This is a genomic window from Winslowiella sp. 2C04, assembly GCF_050037805.1.
Taxonomy (GTDB): domain Bacteria; phylum Pseudomonadota; class Gammaproteobacteria; order Enterobacterales; family Enterobacteriaceae; genus Erwinia; species Erwinia toletana_A.
In genome coordinates this window covers 344105-359897 of the sequence record NZ_CP188300.1, presented here as the reverse complement: position 1 = coordinate 359897, position 15793 = coordinate 344105, and the positions used below count along the sequence as shown (strand labels likewise).

Here is a 15793-nt window from a genome sequence, read left to right as displayed (position 1 = left end):
GTTCCAGATGGGCGAATCGTTATATGAACAGCAAACCATTGTACTGCCGGGATAATTTCAGAAAGGCACCTTATTCACTTCCTGTCCCGCACAGCTTAACTATTCGCTAAAATGCAGCATAAACGCAAATTTTACGCGTTATTGTCTGAAAACTCATGACAGTACACAACAGCGGATCGCAAATCGCAACCCACTGGAGTGTAACCCGCGAATGTCATTAGACAAGTCTGGAAGTGGCGCTTAACCTGATACTTTGATGATTAATTAACATTGCTGTCTATTTTTTAATCACACTCGTAACCACTAGCCGCCCGATATAGCCTGCTGCTATAATGCGCAGCGAAGATCTGACCAGGATCTGATAAATTCTGCCCGACCGTGCCCTATCTGTTATGGTCGCACTAACGCAGACATTTTTGGCATGGGCAGCCGTTTTATTAATGACATGTACAGGAAGTACGTGGAATCCCGCGCCACACCAAGCCAAAAATGACAAGAGAAACAAACCTACGGAAAATCTATGCTAGATAGCCTGCTTGTCATATTACTGCTAATCGCGATCAGTGCCTTTTTCTCCCTGTCGGAGATTTCGCTGGCTGCCGCCCGAAAAATTAAACTTAAACTGTTGGCCGATGAGGGCAACATTAACGCGCAACACGTGTTGAAGATGCAGGAAACGCCCGGCATGTTCTTTACCGTGGTGCAGATTGGCCTGAATACCGTGGCTATTCTCGGCGGTATCGTCGGTGATGCCGCCTTCTCTCCTGCTTTCCGCACGCTGTTTGAGCGATTAGCCCCACCGGAACTGGCAGAACAGTTGAGTTTTATCTGTTCGTTTACCCTTGTCACCAGCTTCTTTATTCTGTTTGCCGATTTAACCCCAAAACGTATCGGCATGATTGCGCCGGAGGCTATTGCGCTGCGCATTATCAATCCGATGCGCTTTTGCCTGATGATTTTCCGTCCGCTGGTGTGGTTCTACAACGGCATGGCGAATATGATTTTTCGCCTGTTTAAAATTCCGATGGTGCGCAGGGATGACATCACCTCTGATGATATCTATGCGGTGGTGGAAGCCGGTGCGCTGGCCGGGGTACTGCGTAAGCAGGAGCATGAGCTGATTGAGAACGTGTTTGAGCTTGAATCACGTACCGTGCCCTCTTCAATGACCTCGCGCGAGAATATCGTCTGGTTTGATCTGCACGAAGATGAAAACAGCCTGAAAGAGAAAATTGCCCGCCATCCGCACTCAAAATTTCTGGTTTGTAATCAGGATATTGACCATATCGTTGGCTATGTGGACTCCAAAGAGCTGTTGCTGCGCGTGCTCGGCAATCAAAGCATGACGCTGAGCAGCGGCGTGCAGATTCGTTCGGCATTAATCGTACCGGACACCCTGACGTTGTCTGAGGCGCTGGAGAGTTTTAAAACCGCCGGTGAAGACTTTGCGGTCATCATGAACGAATATGCACTGGTGGTGGGGATCATCACGCTGAATGACGTCATGACCACGCTGATGGGCGATCTGGTCGGTCAGGGCATGGAAGAGCAGATTGTTGCCCGTGACGAGAACTCCTGGCTGGTTGAAGGCGGTACGCCGATTGATGATGTTATGCGCGTGCTGGATATCGATGACTTCCCGCAGTCCGGTAACTACGAAACCATTGGCGGTTTTATGATGTATATGCTGCGCAAAATCCCGAAACGTACCGATTTCGTAAAGTTTGCCGGCTATAAATTTGAAGTGGTAGATATCGACAGCTATCGCATCGATCAGTTACTGGTGACACGTATCGTTGAACGCCCGGTTTCTACGATTACGCTGCCAAAAGCGGTTGAAGCCGAAGAGTAAACCAGGCAGGGATAAAAACATCAAGGGAGCCGATGAGGGCTCCCATGGGTTGCTTCATAAACCCGGATGCAGTGGCGGCATATTGATTGCCGCCGGTCTCAGTTAAACTCAGTCTGTAATCTCAGAACCTGGCGATTAACTTCCGACATAACGCTATAGTGCTGCTTATCTTTGATGCGCGGGATAAGAATTTTACCCTTATCGAATTCAAACGCACCGACATCCTTGATATACAGCCTTCCTCTGAACAGCGTTTTTACATACTTTGCGACCTGCAATGGGTTGTAACGCTGGAATATTTTCATTCTGTACTAGCTCCTGACAGTTAAGTCCTTCACTACGCTTCGTCGTGGCCAAATTCGGTACGAACTCCTGAAGCGCAAATTGCTGAAAAATTATAGAACAACATTCCTTACCGTGGTTCCGAAAAGCGAACTTTTTTACTGAACTGACATAACATTACAGAATAGTCTGTTAATTACGTCATGCTATTCAGTATAAACCTTCACTCAGCATGGATTTGTGCAGCATGCCGCAAAGCTGACAGTTCGATGCGACAGACGCATCATCCACGCTTATTATTGCAGAATCATGACCAAGTGGTCGGATCACCTGAATATCGGAGTCATAATGATTACTGCCCGCTGTTTAGCCATTGCTCTGTCACTGTTACTGCCGCTCAGTGCCGGTGCTCATAACTTTGTAGAGGGGCAACGCGTAGCCCCGGTCGGCATCGCCGATAAGGGCGAACTTTCCTGGCAACAAGATCAGTTTAGTTATAAAAACTGGAACAGCGCCCAGCTCAGTGGAAAAGTGCGGGTCATCCAACATATTGCCGGTCGGTCTTCAGCCAAAGAGGCAAATGCGGCGCTGATTGAAGCGATCAAAGCCGCTCAGCTGCCGCACGATCGCTATCAGACCACGACAATAGTGAATACCGATGACGCAATTCCCGGCACCGGTATGTTTGTCCGTAGCAGCATTGAAAGTAATAAAAAGCAGTATCCGTGGTCGCAGTTTATTGTCGACAGTAATGGCGCGGCAAAACAGGCATGGCAACTGGAGAAAGGCGGATCGGCGATTGTGGTGCTGGATAAACAAGGAACCGTGCGTTACGCAAAAGATGGCGCGTTGACGCAGGATGAAGTGAAGCAGGTAATGGCCTTACTGCATAACTTGTTGAAGTGATGGATTAAAAGAACGCCATAACATCACCTTTCGGTAAAGGCGGCGTTTTCGCCGCCCGTGATACGGTCAGAAAATCGACACCCGGAACCCCGGGTTCAGGAATGACTCGCGCGGGGTATAGTCCAGCGTCTGGCCTTTCCAGTCATGCACATGGGCTCCGGCAGCAATAGCCACCGCATGGCCTGCGCCGGTATCCCAGATATTGGTTGGCCCAAAACGTGGATACAGCTGCGCTTTACCTTCCGCCACCAGGCAGAACTTCAGCGAAGAGCCAATGGCGGTAGTCTGATGCTCGCCCATCTGGTCCAGATACTCTTTCAGTTCTTCATCAGAGCTGGCATGAGAACGGCTAATCACCACCAGCGGTGGACGCGCATCGCGTACCTGAATCTGCTCCTGATGGCCGCCCTCTTCTTTCCATGCCTTACCAGCCGCCGCCGAATACATCACGCCAATCGCTGGCGCATAGACCACACCCAGCACCGGAACACCCTTATCAATCAGGGCAATATTCACGGTAAATTCGCCGTTGCGCTTAATAAACTCTTTGGTGCCGTCCAGCGGGTCAACCAGCCAGTAGCGCTGCCAGTGCTGACGCACCTCCCAGCTTGCGGGATCCTCTTCCGACAACACCGGAACATCCGGCGTCAGTGAACTTAACCCCTGTACAATCACTTGATGTGCCGCGATATCCGCTGCGGTAACCGGAGAATCATCAGACTTGTGAGAAACGTCAAGCGGTGCCTGGCCATCGTATACCTGCATAATGGCCTCGCCCGCTTCACGCGCCAGCTGGCAAATTTGCTCTAACATTTTTCACCTCATGATTTCATTCGTTGTAGCGAACACTATGCAGATCATAGCAGTTTGTCACCGTTCGCTGATTAAACTCAGTGTATTCCGTGACGGATACCATGACATATTTTTCCGTGGCAGATCACAATATTGTGAGATTAAACGTAATGTTTTCAGCGTATTTTGAGATCCTAAGTAAATTATGCTGGATGTAATTAACGGGAGAATGGAATGTTTAAGCCTTGCATGACGCTGCTGGCAGTGATGGTAGCAACCACGGTAAATGCCGCGACGGTCGATCTGCGTATTCTGGAAACCACCGATCTGCACAGCAATATGATGGACTTCGATTACTACAAAGATACACCGAGTGAGAAATTCGGGCTGGTACGCACCGCCACCCTGATCGAAGCGGCGCGTCAAGAGAGTAAAAACAGCGTGCTGGTCGATAATGGTGACATTATTCAGGGCAGTCCGCTTGGCGACTACATGGCAGCAAAAGGGCTGAAACAGGGTGATATTCATCCGGTATACAAAGCGATGAATACTCTTGATTACAGCGTCGGTAATCTCGGCAATCACGAATTCAACTACGGCCTCGATTATCTGCACAAAGCAATCAGCGGTGCGCGTTTTCCCTATATCAATGCCAACGTGATTGATGTGAAAAGCGGTAAACCGCTGTTTACGCCCTTTCTGATCGAGCCGCTTGAGGTCACTGACCGCGAGGGTAAGACGCACCAGCTTAAAATTGGCTATATCGGCTTTGTGCCACCACAAATCATGGTGTGGGATAAAGCCAATCTGCAAGGCAAAGTGACGGTTGACGATATCACCGAAACTGCGCGTAAGTGGGTGCCGGAAATGCGTAAACAGGGCGCGGATATTGTGGTCGCCATTCCGCACTCCGGGCTTTCCAGTGAGCCATACAAAGCGTTAGCGGAAAACTCTGTTTACTATCTCAGCCAGGTGCCGGGCATTGATGCGATTATGTTTGGTCACGCCCATGCGGTTTTCCCCAGCGAAGATTTCGCCGCGATTAAGGGTGCGGATATCAGCCAGGGCACGCTGAATGGTATCCCGGCGGTCATGCCGGGGATGTGGGGCGATCATCTCGGCGTGGTCGATATGGTGCTCGATAACCACGGTGGCAAATGGCAGGTCAGCAGCGCCAAAGCAGAAGCGCGCCCGATTTATGATAAAACGGCGAAAAAGTCGCTGGCAGCAGAAGATCCGGCGCTGGTGAAGGTTCTGGCTGACGATCATCGCGCAACCCGCGAATTTGTCAGTAAACCGATCGGTAAATCGGCTGACGTGATGTACAGCTATCTGTCATTGGTGCAGGCCGATCCTACCGTACAGATCGTTAATAAAGCGCAGATTGATTATGTAAAACATTATATTCAGGGCGATCCTGACCTGGCGAATCTGCCGGTATTGTCTGCCGCCGCGCCGTTTAAGGCCGGCGGACGCAAAAACGATCCGGCCAGCTATGTGGAAGTGGAAAAGGGTCAGCTGACCTTCCGTAACGCCGCCGATCTCTATCTTTACCCCAACACGCTGGTGGTGATGAAAGTCAGCGGAGAGCAGGTGAAAGAGTGGCTGGAGTGTTCTGCCGGACAGTTCAATCAGATAGATGCCAACAGCGGCAAACCGCAATCGCTGATTAACTGGGATTTCCGCACCTATAACTTCGACATGATCGATGGCGTCAGTTATCAGATTGATATCACCCAACCGGCGCGCTATGACAGTGAGTGCCAGCTGATTAATGCCGACGCTTCACGTATTAAACAGTTGACCTGGCAGGGCAAGCCGGTTGATCCAAAGGCGACATTCCTGGTGGCAACCAACAACTATCGCGCCTATGGCGGCAAGTTTGCCGGTACTGGCGATCAATATGTGGCATTTGCTTCACCGGATGAAAACCGCTCGGTGGTTGCGGCCTGGATCAGCGCCGAGAGCAAAGCACGGGGAGAAGTGAACCCGCAGGTGAATAATAACTGGCGACTGGCAGCCATTGACAGCAAGCAACCACTGGATATTCGATTCGAAACTTCACCGACGGACAAGGCAACGGCGTTTATTCAGCAGCACGCGCAGTATCCGATGACGCAGAAAGGGGGTGATGACATCGGTTTTGCCATCTGGAGCCTGGATCTCAGCAAGCATTAACAGAACGGGCGGCGTGATTACATCGCCGCCCGCAACCTGCAAGATTACAGAATCTCTAACAGCTCAACTTCGAACACCAGGGTGCTCAGAGGTGGGATGGATGCACCGGCGCCGCGCTCGCCGTAAGCCAGGTTATGTGGGATCACCAGCTCCCATTTGGAGCCAACTGGCATCAGGGTCAGTGCTTCAATCCAGCCAGCGATAACGCCGCTGACCGGGAATTCTGCTGGTTCGCCACGCTGTACTGAACTGTCGAATACGCTGCCATCGATCAGTTTACCGGTGTAATGCACGCGTACGCGATCCTGACGGGATGGAATCGCACCGTCGCCCTGCTTAATCACGCTGAATTGCAGACCTGACTCGGTGCTGCTGACGCCTTCACGCTTCAGGTTCTCTTCAAGGAATTTCTGACCTTCAACCGCCATTGCCTGCTGACGTTCGCTGCGAACTGCATCAGCACGCTCGTGAACTTCGCGCAGTGCGCGATGCACCACATCAACAGGAACTGCTGGCGCATTCCCTTCCAGCGCATCGCGCAGACCTGCCAGCAATGCTTCTGGCTGCAGACCCTGCAGTCCGGACTCCAGCAACTGCTGGCCAACCTGTAAACCGATACCGTAACTTGCTTGCGCTTCGACGCTGTCAAAAGAAGGGGTTGTCATGAATTTTCCTTTCATCATTGATATAAATGAAGGCAGAGCATAACAGCGCAAGCTCTGAGGGTAAAATCCCACGTGCCAGTGGATGACTTTTGCCGCAGAAACAGAAACAATAGCAACTCATATAATTAATAACGCCCATAGCGTCACGTATCTGGCTTGTGCTTGTCACATCAAACAGTTAGCAGGTTATAATATAAACCTGCCGTTTACTAATGCGTCATTCTGGGTTAACGAGGTTAGTTACATGGGGAGAATTGCCCCGCGGCAAAGGAAACGCCTGCCGTTTTACCATCCGGTGTTAAAGATGTGGATGGCAAACCGCAAACCATTTGCACAAGCAGCGCAACCGGAGGATGAAATGACTCCTGAGAATTCTTCATCACGCAGCCAGTCAGTGCTGAGTAAAATCTGGCATCTGGCCGATAATCTGCGCTTTATGGATCCGCTACCGTCTGCTCATCGCCGTGGCATTATCCTGGCGCTACTGGTGATGCTGCTGGCATTTCTCTGGCCGTCCTCATCGTCTCAAGGCCCGTCATCGCGCCCTGCGCTGCAAAGCAGCGGCAATGAAGTACCGTTGCAGGCGGATATTTATAATAACGACAATAATCAGACTGCCTCTCCACCAGCGCAGCCAGAAGCCGATTCATCGGACGAATGGCGCAGCTACCAGATAGCTGCCGGCCAGACGCTGGCTCAGTTATTCCGCGATAATAATTTGCCGGTTAGTGATGTATTCGCGATGGCGCAAGTGGAAGGTGACGATAAGCCGCTGAGTAATCTGCAGGCGGGTCAGAAAGTCAAATTGCTGCTGAATGCGCAAAGCATGGTGACCGAACTGGAAATCGAAACGACGGACAATCAGTCAGTTCGCTTTATCCGTGGTGCCGATGGTGCCTTTACCCGTACGCGCTAACGGGACAGTTGCTCTGACAAATAATCGCGCAGTACGATCGCATGATTGTGCTGCGCATCTTTACTGCCATACAGCAGCACTATCTTTTTCTTTTGCTTAAGCAGCGTCAGCAACCTGTCGCAGGCATCGCCCTGTGCCAGCTCATTACGGTAATAATCAACAAACTCCGCCCATCTTTCAGGCTCGGCGTGAAACCATTTGCGTAGATCGCTGCTCGGTGCCACATCTTTAAACCACGCCACGCCTTCCAGACGCGCTTTACTGATACCGCGCGGCCACAGGCGGTCGATAAGAAAAGTGTGAGGGGAGAAAGGCGCATGCGCGTCATACACGCGGGTAAGACAAATAGCGTCGGACATCGGGCCTCCAGGTAGACAACTATCTACTCAATGATAGTTTATTTCCGGGGCCGGAAATGCAAAACGCTGGCACAAGGCCAGCGTTTTACGTGTTAACTAAAGTGTTAATTCAGCGACAAGCGCGAATTAAGCTTCAGCAACTACATTCACGATCAGTTTTGCGAATACTTCGCTGTGAACCTGGAAGTCCACTTCGTGCTCACCGGTGGTGCGCAGAACGCCGTTCGGCAGACGAACTTCGCTCTTAGCCACTTCAACGCCAGCTGCAGTTACAGCGTCAGCGATGTCGCGGGTACCGATGGAACCGAACAGTTTACCTTCGTCGCCTGCTTTAGACGCGAGGGTAACGGTGCCCAGTGCATTGATTTTCTCAGCGCGTGCATTAGCTGCAGACAGAACGTCAGCCAGTTTGGCTTCCAGTTCTGCACGACGTGCTTCGAAGAACTCAACGTTTTTCTTAGTAGCAGGAACAGCTTTGCCCTGTGGTACCAGGAAGTTACGAGCGTAGCCCGCTTTAACGTTAACCTGATCACCCAGGCTGCCCAGGTTTGCTACTTTATCAAGCAGAATAACTTGCATTACCATATCCTCTTAAAGTCGTTAATGGACAGTTGCCGATTACTGATGACGATCAGTGTACGGCAGCAGAGACAGGTAACGCGCGCGCTTGATAGCACGAGCCAGCTGACGCTGGTATTTAGCGCGAGTACCGGTGATACGGCTCGGTACAATCTTACCGCTTTCAGTGATGTAGTTTTTCAGCGTTGCGATATCTTTATAATCGATCTCTTGAACGCCTTCCGCGGTGAAACGGCAGAACTTGCGACGACGGAAATAACGTGCCATTTGGCTAGTCTCCAGAATCTATCAATCTAATCTGCTCGGCATGTAACACAATCTTGCTGAGGCCATTGCGCCCTTGATGGCAACTAATGAAACCTTCCACAGTGAGTTGCGTGCCGACCGTTATACTTTGAGTAATGACCTGATGCGTCGTGCCACTTAAAATGATGGGCATACGACACCAGGCTTGCCGAATAAATCCGGCTTCTTCCTGCTGCGAGCGGTGCTCAAGCACAAACTGGCAGTGTGGAATACCTGACGGGCTAATTTTTCGAACCGGCGTCTTGCACACAGTGCCAGACAGGCGCAGTCGATTTGCCGTCACGGTTGATTACTCTTCAGAATCCCCAGCATCTGCATCATCAGAGGTTTCGTTAGCAAAATCTTCACGACGCTCACGGCGCTCGTCTTTCGCTTTAACCATCGGAGATGCTTCGGTAACCGCGTTTTTAACGCGCATAACCATGCTACGGATAACGGCGTCGTTGAAGCGGAAGTTAGTTTCCAGCTCATCGATCACAGACTGAGGAGCTTCAACGTTCAGCAGAACGTAGTGTGCTTTGTGCAGTTTGTTGATCGGGTAAGCCAGCTGACGACGGCCCCAGTCTTCCAGACGGTGAATCGTGCCTTCTGCACCAGTGATAGCACCAGTGTAACGCTCGATCATGCCCGGAACCTGTTCGCTTTGGTCAGGGTGAACCATAAAAACGATTTCGTAATGACGCATCGAATTTGCTCCTTACGGATTATTCAGCCTCCTGTCAGGGTCAACCGCGGCCCATGGAAGCAAGGAACGTTGTTTAAGTGCGGCTGAAAAATTGACGCGTAATCATACTGGCGTAGCCTGGGAAACTCAAGGTGCCTGATGAATTAAATATTGCGGGGAGTTCGGGGTAAGCGCTGTTTATTTTTTACACAGCAACTAAACTGATTGATGAAGGAATAAACGGCCCTGACCTTCGCGCCAGGTTTAGTACGCAGCAACTGTATGGTGGAGTCGATGATGAACAACATCGCTATTGCCACTTTACTCGGTCTCTTCCTGTCTACCACCGCCATTGCCAGCACCACCGACTGTGCGCAGCAGATTAGAAGTCACGGTAGCAAAGCGGCAGCAAATTATGAGTATATCAACCGTATCGCCACGCCGACCGGTAACCATGAGCGCGCCAATATCTCCGCGCCCCGCCAGTTATCGCAACAGCTGTGAACCACGGATATCAAGGCCGGAGCCGTTTCCGGCCTTTTTTTCTGTCTGGCATTACAAGTGATGCTTAAAGAAGGCGACAATTGCGGTTAACGCTGGCGGTGAAATGCGATGCCCCATTCCTTTTTCGGTTATAAAGGTCAGACGCTGGTCAAGCGACGCTTCGCGCAGCGCTTTTTCCAGCCGCACGGTTTCTGCTACCGGCACGACCTCATCCGCTTCGCCGTGCCACAACAGCAACGGACGATTCGCCAGCTTCTCCAGCTGATGGCTGACATCATACTCCGCCAGCGGTGCTAACCGCTGCGCCAGCGCCTGCTGTTGATCCGGCGTGCGCGCCTCCAGCGGCGGAAACAGCGAATGGCTGAGCGAGCTAAAATAACCCGAGCCCATCATACAGGCGACGCTGTTAATCTGCGGATAACGCGCCATGGCTCCCAGCGCCGTCATCCCACCCATTGAGGCACCGGCGACGCCAAACCGGCCTTCGGCAATCAGATCCTGCTGGCGCAGCGCCGCCTCAAGCTGTGGCAACTCGTCAATATTACGGCGCAGAATTTCCCAGAAATGCGTCAGCCGAAAGTCGCTATCGCCGTCATAGCGCGCGCCATGCTGATCGGCATCGGGCAGTACTACGCGAAAACCAGCCTGCGCCAACGCAACGGCAAAGTACGAATAGACCTCTTTCGACGAGGTAAAGCCGTGATAAAAAATGATGGTCGGCAGCGCCTGCTGCTGTTTTCCGGCCGGTGTGGCATGCAGACACTCAATACCCGCCAGCAACGCCGTTCCAATCTCAATCATTCTGCCTCCGTGATCTCAGGGACCGCACTTAAGGTTTGATCTGTTATGCAGTGTAAGTTCTCACAGCGCTGCATGTGTGCCAAATACCGTTAATTTATAAGCTGTTGCAGCTGGCGATTATTACAAATTGATTAAATCTTCTTTTCCATAGCCTTTGTAGGGTAAACCCTGGCCGTTTTTTGCCGTTGTACTTTGCTCTAATAATTCCTCTATAAGGCAATACTATGAAACGTCTTTCACTCAGCAAATGGAGTTTGGGAGTAAAGCTGTCTGTACTGACGTCATTTAGCGTGGCGATACTGTTTTTCATTCTCACGCTGTCATTAACCCACAACGCCGCAAAACAGCTGGAAACCTTAACCCTGGGTAATATGCAAAACCAGGTCGCGGGCATCGGTGATATGGCCGGCATGTTTAACGCCACCCTGAGCGAAGAGGTAGCCAATTATACCCGGCTGTTCCAGAGCTTTCTGCCGGAACAATTCAGCCGTGACAGCACGCAGATGATTACCGTCGGCAGTGAAACAACACCGACCCTGCGTGCCGGCGAGAAAACCCTAAACCTGGATGAAGGCACGGTAGATGACTTTATGCAGCGCACCGGCGCGATTTCGACGATTTTTGTCCGTCAGGGTGACGACTATATCCGCATCGCTACCTCCTTGCGCAAAGAGGACGGCGCGCGCGCGATGGGCACCCGGCTGGATCGCAGCAGCCCGGCCTGGGCACTGGCTAACCAGGGAAAAACCTTCCGCGGCCTTGCCCTTCTGTTTGGTAAACGTTATATCACCCAGTATCAGCCGCTGAGGGACAGCAGTGGCGAAGTGATCGGCATCCTGTTTGTCGGCGTCGATATCACTTCACAGTTCAATCTGATGCGCGAAAAGGTGCTGAATAAGACACTGGGCGACAGTGGTTATTTCAGCGTGATTAACGGCGCCGCCGGGAAAGCTCAGGGCCAGTTTCTGTTCCACCGCAGCCGCGAAGGCAGCCAGCCAGCCTGGTCTGCCACAGTGCAACAGCAGCTGTTGCAACAATCGCAAGGCACGATGGAAGCCATTAATCTTCAGGGAGAAAGCCAGATTATTGTCTGGCAGCAGCTGCCCGGCTGGAGTTGGGTTATCGTCGGTGAAGTCAGTAAAGCCAGCCTGCTGGCACCGATTAACGCCACACGTAATACCTTCCTGCTGATTGGTCTGGCGCTGGTGATGATATTTGCGCTGAGCTTCGTCTGGATTACCCGCCGCTGGTTAAGTCATCCGCTGCAACAGGTGATAGCGCTGGCGCAGCATTATGCCGCAGGTAACCTGCAGGCGACGCTGGCAACCGAACGTCAGGACGAGGTGGGTCAGCTGATTCACGCAATTAACGGAATTGGTGACGGGCTGGAACGCATTGTCTCGCAGGTACGTCACGCCGCTGAAGAGATCAGCTTCGCGACTGATGCTATCGCCGTCAGCAGTGGAAATATCAGCGAGCAGATTTCACGTCAGGCCAGTAGCGTAGAAGAGACCTCTGCCAGCATGGAGCAACTGGGCGCGACGGTAGAACAGAATGCCGATAACGTCTCGCAGGCGCTGACGCTGGTGGCTGAAGCCGCTAATGCGGTACAGCACGGTGGTGATACCGTAACACGCTCAGTGAACACCATGTCAGCGATTAACGTTTCATCGCAGAGCATTGCCGATATCACTCATGTTATCGAATCGATTGCTTTCCAGACCAATATCCTGGCACTGAACGCGGCGGTAGAAGCGGCACGCGCCGGTGAACACGGCAAAGGCTTTGCGGTCGTCGCGGCCGAAGTCCGGGCGCTGGCGCAGCGCAGCGCGCAGGCAGCAAAAGAGATCGACGACCTGATTGAGAATTCAATCAGCAAGGTAACGGAAGGCCATAAGCTGTCGGAACAGACCCGCGAAGCAATGGAGAATATCGTCATCCGCATTGAGCAGGTTAAAGCGCTGATGGGCGAGATTGATGTGGCATCCCATGAACAGTCAGCCGGTATTGGCCAGGTGAATATTGCGATGTCGCAGATTGGTCAGGCGACGCATCACAACACCGAAATGGTGGCGCAGTCGGAACAGATCGCCAGTGAACTGAGTCAGAAAGGGCACCATCTCAATCAGTTAGTCAGCGTGTTTACACTTAAAGGATAACTCTTGCGCGGTGATGGCATAAACTTAATGCCATCACCGTCGGGAGAAATCGGTATGCGTATCGTCATTCAGCTGTTGGCAGCGCTGTTACTGAGTGGATGCAGCGCTTTACACACCACGCCTCAGCCGCCGCCCGCCGCGACATCTCAGGCACAGCAAATTACCCGCGCCCAGAGTCTCAGCCTGACCCGTCTTGGCAATATTAGCGCTACCGTGCGCGGCTCTCCGGATGATGCTGAGCGCGCCATCGCAGCGAAAGCCAATGCGCTGGGCGCGACTTACTATCACATCATTATGGTCAGTGAAACGGTAGTGCCGGCGATGTGGTATGCCACCGCGACGCTGTACGGTCCGTCAGCCGCCAGTCGCCCGCTGCAGTAGTCGCGCACAGTTATCCTCGCTCAGCGTGCTGGCTCCGCGCGCATCCAGCGCCTGACGACACCAGGCATCGGCCAGCGGTGGCTCGAGATATTTCAGCAGCTGTGCCGCCACTGCCAGCCGGAACAATAGGCTGGTAATATCACGCGCCTGCACCTCTTGCGGATGAGCCAGCCGTAATTTCAACTGCCGCCAACGACTGTCGAAGTGGCGATTAACACCTTTCACCGCTTCAAACTCGCGGTTCAGCATCTCTGTAATGCGGGACTGCCTGGTCAGCACCCGCAGCACATCAAGGCACATCACATTCCCCGAGCCTTCCCAGATACTGTTGACCGGCATTTCACGATACAGACGTGGCAGTTCGCTCTCTTCGCAATAGCCAATTCCACCGAGCACTTCCATCGCTTCAGCCACAAAAGCAATGCCGCTTTTGCAGATTGCGTATTTGACCACTGGAGTGAACAGACGGCTGAAAGCGCGCTCATGCTGATTCGCTGGCGTTGACCAGGCACGCGCCAGCCGCATCAATAACGCGGTCTGTCCTTCCAGCTGCAACGCCTGTGCGCTCAATACCTGCCGCATCAGCGGTTGATCGACCAGATTTTTCCCCATCACCTGCCGCTGATGAGCGTGATACAGCGCGACCGACAATGCGCGCCGCATCTGCCCATGGCTTCCCAGCGCGCAATCAAAACGGGTGTAACCACCCATTTTCAGGATTTGCCGCACACCATCGCCCTCTTCTCCCAACAGCCAGCCGGTGGCATTGCAGAACTCGACTTCGCTACTGGCGTTGGCACGATTTCCCAGCTTTTCTTTCAACCGCTCGATGCGAATTGCGTTACGGCTGCCATCCGGCAGCAGACGCGGCATAAAGAAGCAGCCAGGCCCGCCTGACGTCTGCGCCAGCACCAGATGCGCATCGCTTTGCGGCACCGAAAAAAACCATTTATGGCCGGTGAGGTAATAGATTTCGCCATTACCACGCGAGGCCTGCGGCTGCGCGGTGGTGGTGTTGCTCAGTACATCGGTTCCGCCCTGTTTCTCGGTCATTCCCATGCCAATCAACAGACCGCGTTTTTGATCGCCAGGTTGCGCATGCGCATCGTAACGATCCGACAACAGCCCCGGCAGCCAGCTGTGAAACGCGGCTGGCAGGCTCTGTTGCAATAATGGAATCGCGCCAAAGGTCATGGTTATTGGGCACAGGGTGCCAGCTTCAACCTGGGCATGCTGGATAAAGCGAGCTGCACGGGCAACAAATGCTCCCGGTCGCGCATCCGCCTGCCAGCACAGGTTGTGTACCCGATTGGCACACAGCCCCTGCATCAGCAAATGCCACGACGGGTGAAAGCGCAGTTCATCAATTCGCTCACCGCAGGGGTCGTAGCGCAGTAGCTCGGGTGGCCAGGCGTTCGCCAGACGCCCCAACTCCAGCGACTCAGCACTACCCAACTGTTGTCCAACCGATGCCTGTAATTCGCCGTCCCATTCCGCGCCTTCGCGTATCAGAGCCTCGCGCAGCGGCGTATCAGACAGAAACAGATTACTGTTGCTGAGTGGGCGTGGTTGATTAAAAACGGTGTGCGTGTTCCACGTCATTTTTTCTCCCTCATGATCCCTGGCGGATACCGTAGTATGAAACCTGAGAGAAAAAATGCCCGAAAGCGGGAAGAGATTCGGGGCGTAGGTCACGCCCCCGAGGGATTACTTACTGGTACGTTGACGCACGGCTTCAAACAGACAGATACCGGTGGCAACGGAAACGTTAAGCGAAGAGACGCTGCCCGCCATTGGAATGCTGATTAACTCATCACAATGTTCACGCGTCAGACGGCGCATGCCTTCGCCTTCCGCGCCCATCACCAGCGCCATTGGGCCAGTCATTTTGCTCTGGAACACGGTGTGATCGGCTTCACCAGCGGTACCGACGATCCAGACATTCGCTTCCTGCAACACCCGCATCGTGCGCGCGAGGTTGGTGACGCGAATCAGCGGCACATTTTCTGCCGCGCCGCTGGCGACTTTTTTCGCCGTCGCGTTCAGCTGAGCGGAACGGTCTTTCGGCACGATCACCGCATGCACACCGGCAGCGTCGGCGCTGCGCAGGCAGGCACCAAGATTATGCGGGTCAGTCACACCGTCGAGAATCAACAGAAACGGCTGATCAAGACCGGCGATCAGGTCTGGCAGGTCGCCTTCCTGATACTGGCGGCCCGGCTTAACGCGGGCGACAATCCCCTGATGAACCGCACCTTCGACTTTGCTATCCAGCCACTGACGGTTTGCCACCTGGATCACGATACCCTGAGCTTCCAGCGCCTTAATCAACGGTTGTAAGCGGCGGTCATCGCGCCCTTTCAGAATAAAAACTTCCTGAAAACGCTGTGGATCGCTATCAAGCAGCGCCTGTACGGCGTGGATACCAAAAACAATTTCACTCATGTGT

The 15793-nt window shown here is 52.9% G+C and carries 18 protein-coding genes; 7 read left to right on the top strand and 11 right to left on the bottom strand.

What is annotated here, in order from left to right:
• The first annotated feature begins 520 nt into the window (after positions 1-520).
• Complete coding sequence (locus ACP3TC_RS01660; RefSeq protein ID WP_313854036.1) at positions 521-1852, top strand: hemolysin family protein; 1332 nt, start codon at positions 521-523, stop codon at positions 1850-1852.
• 98 nt (positions 1853-1950) lie between these two features.
• Here the strand turns inward: ACP3TC_RS01660 and ACP3TC_RS01655 are convergent, their stop codons facing one another.
• The gene (locus ACP3TC_RS01655) at positions 1951-2157 is read right to left on the bottom strand and encodes a DUF1107 domain-containing protein (RefSeq protein WP_052898849.1); all 207 of its coding nucleotides are present in this window, start codon (positions 2155-2157) and stop codon (positions 1951-1953) included.
• Between the two features lie 325 nt (positions 2158-2482).
• Between ACP3TC_RS01655 and ACP3TC_RS01650 the strand changes: the two genes are divergently transcribed.
• Positions 2483-3040, top strand: coding sequence for a YtfJ family protein (locus ACP3TC_RS01650; protein WP_426817384.1), 558 nt, complete (start codon positions 2483-2485; stop codon positions 3038-3040).
• Positions 3041-3106: 66 nt separating this feature from the next.
• Here the strand turns inward: ACP3TC_RS01650 and cysQ are convergent, their stop codons facing one another.
• Positions 3107-3853 carry a 3'(2'),5'-bisphosphate nucleotidase CysQ gene (gene cysQ, locus ACP3TC_RS01645; RefSeq protein WP_313854040.1) on the bottom strand — a complete coding sequence of 249 codons (747 nt, stop codon included), beginning with the start codon at positions 3851-3853 and terminating at the stop codon, positions 3107-3109.
• A 213-nt stretch (positions 3854-4066) separates the two neighbouring features.
• Here cysQ and ACP3TC_RS01640 point away from each other — a divergent pair, with 213 nt between their 5' ends.
• Entirely contained in the window at positions 4067-6010 is a 1944-nt protein-coding gene (locus ACP3TC_RS01640; protein WP_426817383.1) for a bifunctional 2',3'-cyclic-nucleotide 2'-phosphodiesterase/3'-nucleotidase, read from the top strand.
• 44 nt (positions 6011-6054) lie between these two features.
• Here the strand turns inward: ACP3TC_RS01640 and fklB are convergent, their stop codons facing one another.
• The gene (gene fklB / locus ACP3TC_RS01635) at positions 6055-6675 is read right to left on the bottom strand and encodes an FKBP-type peptidyl-prolyl cis-trans isomerase (protein ID WP_313854045.1); all 621 of its coding nucleotides are present in this window, start codon (positions 6673-6675) and stop codon (positions 6055-6057) included.
• Positions 6676-6919: 244 nt separating this feature from the next.
• Here fklB and ACP3TC_RS01630 point away from each other — a divergent pair, with 244 nt between their 5' ends.
• Positions 6920-7591, top strand: a complete 672-nt coding sequence (locus tag ACP3TC_RS01630) for an OapA family protein (protein WP_426817382.1) — start codon at positions 6920-6922, stop codon at positions 7589-7591.
• Here the strand turns inward: ACP3TC_RS01630 and ACP3TC_RS01625 are convergent.
• The 5 genes from ACP3TC_RS01625 to rpsF all read right to left on the bottom strand — a co-directional run bounded on the left by ACP3TC_RS01625 (position 7588) and on the right by rpsF (position 9520).
• Positions 7588-7950: a DUF488 domain-containing protein gene (locus ACP3TC_RS01625; RefSeq protein WP_313854048.1), complete on the bottom strand. Its 363-nt coding sequence runs from the start codon at positions 7948-7950 to the stop codon at positions 7588-7590. The two genes, ACP3TC_RS01630 and ACP3TC_RS01625, sit on opposite strands and share 4 nt — an antisense overlap.
• A gap of 126 nt (positions 7951-8076) precedes the next feature.
• Positions 8077-8529 carry a 50S ribosomal protein L9 gene (gene rplI / locus ACP3TC_RS01620; RefSeq protein ID WP_313854049.1) on the bottom strand — a complete coding sequence of 151 codons (453 nt, stop codon included), beginning with the start codon at positions 8527-8529 and terminating at the stop codon, positions 8077-8079.
• Positions 8530-8568: 39 nt separating this feature from the next.
• Positions 8569-8796 (bottom strand): 30S ribosomal protein S18, encoded by a 228-nt coding sequence (gene rpsR, locus ACP3TC_RS01615; protein ID WP_000135199.1) that lies wholly within the window; start codon positions 8794-8796, stop codon positions 8569-8571.
• A 4-nt stretch (positions 8797-8800) separates the two neighbouring features.
• The gene (gene priB / locus ACP3TC_RS01610) at positions 8801-9118 is read right to left on the bottom strand and encodes a primosomal replication protein N (RefSeq protein ID WP_313854050.1); all 318 of its coding nucleotides are present in this window, start codon (positions 9116-9118) and stop codon (positions 8801-8803) included.
• 6 nt (positions 9119-9124) lie between these two features.
• Positions 9125-9520, bottom strand: coding sequence for a 30S ribosomal protein S6 (gene rpsF, locus ACP3TC_RS01605; protein ID WP_052898843.1), 396 nt, complete (start codon positions 9518-9520; stop codon positions 9125-9127).
• Between the two features lie 273 nt (positions 9521-9793).
• Here rpsF and ACP3TC_RS01600 point away from each other — a divergent pair, with 273 nt between their 5' ends.
• Positions 9794-10003 (top strand): hypothetical protein, encoded by a 210-nt coding sequence (locus tag ACP3TC_RS01600; protein WP_390902442.1) that lies wholly within the window; start codon positions 9794-9796, stop codon positions 10001-10003.
• A 51-nt stretch (positions 10004-10054) separates the two neighbouring features.
• Here the strand turns inward: ACP3TC_RS01600 and yjfP are convergent, their stop codons facing one another.
• Positions 10055-10804, bottom strand: a complete 750-nt coding sequence (gene yjfP, locus ACP3TC_RS01595; protein WP_313854051.1) for an esterase — start codon at positions 10802-10804, stop codon at positions 10055-10057.
• A gap of 224 nt (positions 10805-11028) precedes the next feature.
• On the opposite strand from yjfP, the gene ACP3TC_RS01590 reads away from it, so the two are divergent.
• Together ACP3TC_RS01590 and bsmA are read left to right on the top strand one after the other, a co-directional pair.
• Positions 11029-12963, top strand: a complete 1935-nt coding sequence (locus ACP3TC_RS01590) for a methyl-accepting chemotaxis protein (protein ID WP_426817381.1) — start codon at positions 11029-11031, stop codon at positions 12961-12963.
• Positions 12964-13017: 54 nt separating this feature from the next.
• Positions 13018-13344 carry a biofilm peroxide resistance protein BsmA gene (gene bsmA / locus ACP3TC_RS01585; RefSeq protein WP_426817380.1) on the top strand — a complete coding sequence of 109 codons (327 nt, stop codon included), beginning with the start codon at positions 13018-13020 and terminating at the stop codon, positions 13342-13344.
• On the opposite strand, the gene ACP3TC_RS01580 is transcribed toward bsmA, so the two are convergent.
• Both ACP3TC_RS01580 and rlmB read right to left on the bottom strand, forming a co-directional pair.
• Entirely contained in the window at positions 13318-14946 is a 1629-nt protein-coding gene (locus ACP3TC_RS01580; RefSeq protein WP_426817379.1) for an isovaleryl-CoA dehydrogenase, read from the bottom strand. The two genes, bsmA and ACP3TC_RS01580, sit on opposite strands and share 27 nt — an antisense overlap.
• Positions 14947-15051: 105 nt before the next feature.
• Positions 15052-15789, bottom strand: a complete 738-nt coding sequence (gene rlmB / locus ACP3TC_RS01575) for a 23S rRNA (guanosine(2251)-2'-O)-methyltransferase RlmB (RefSeq protein WP_052898838.1) — start codon at positions 15787-15789, stop codon at positions 15052-15054.
• Between the last annotated feature and the right edge of the window lie 4 nt (positions 15790-15793).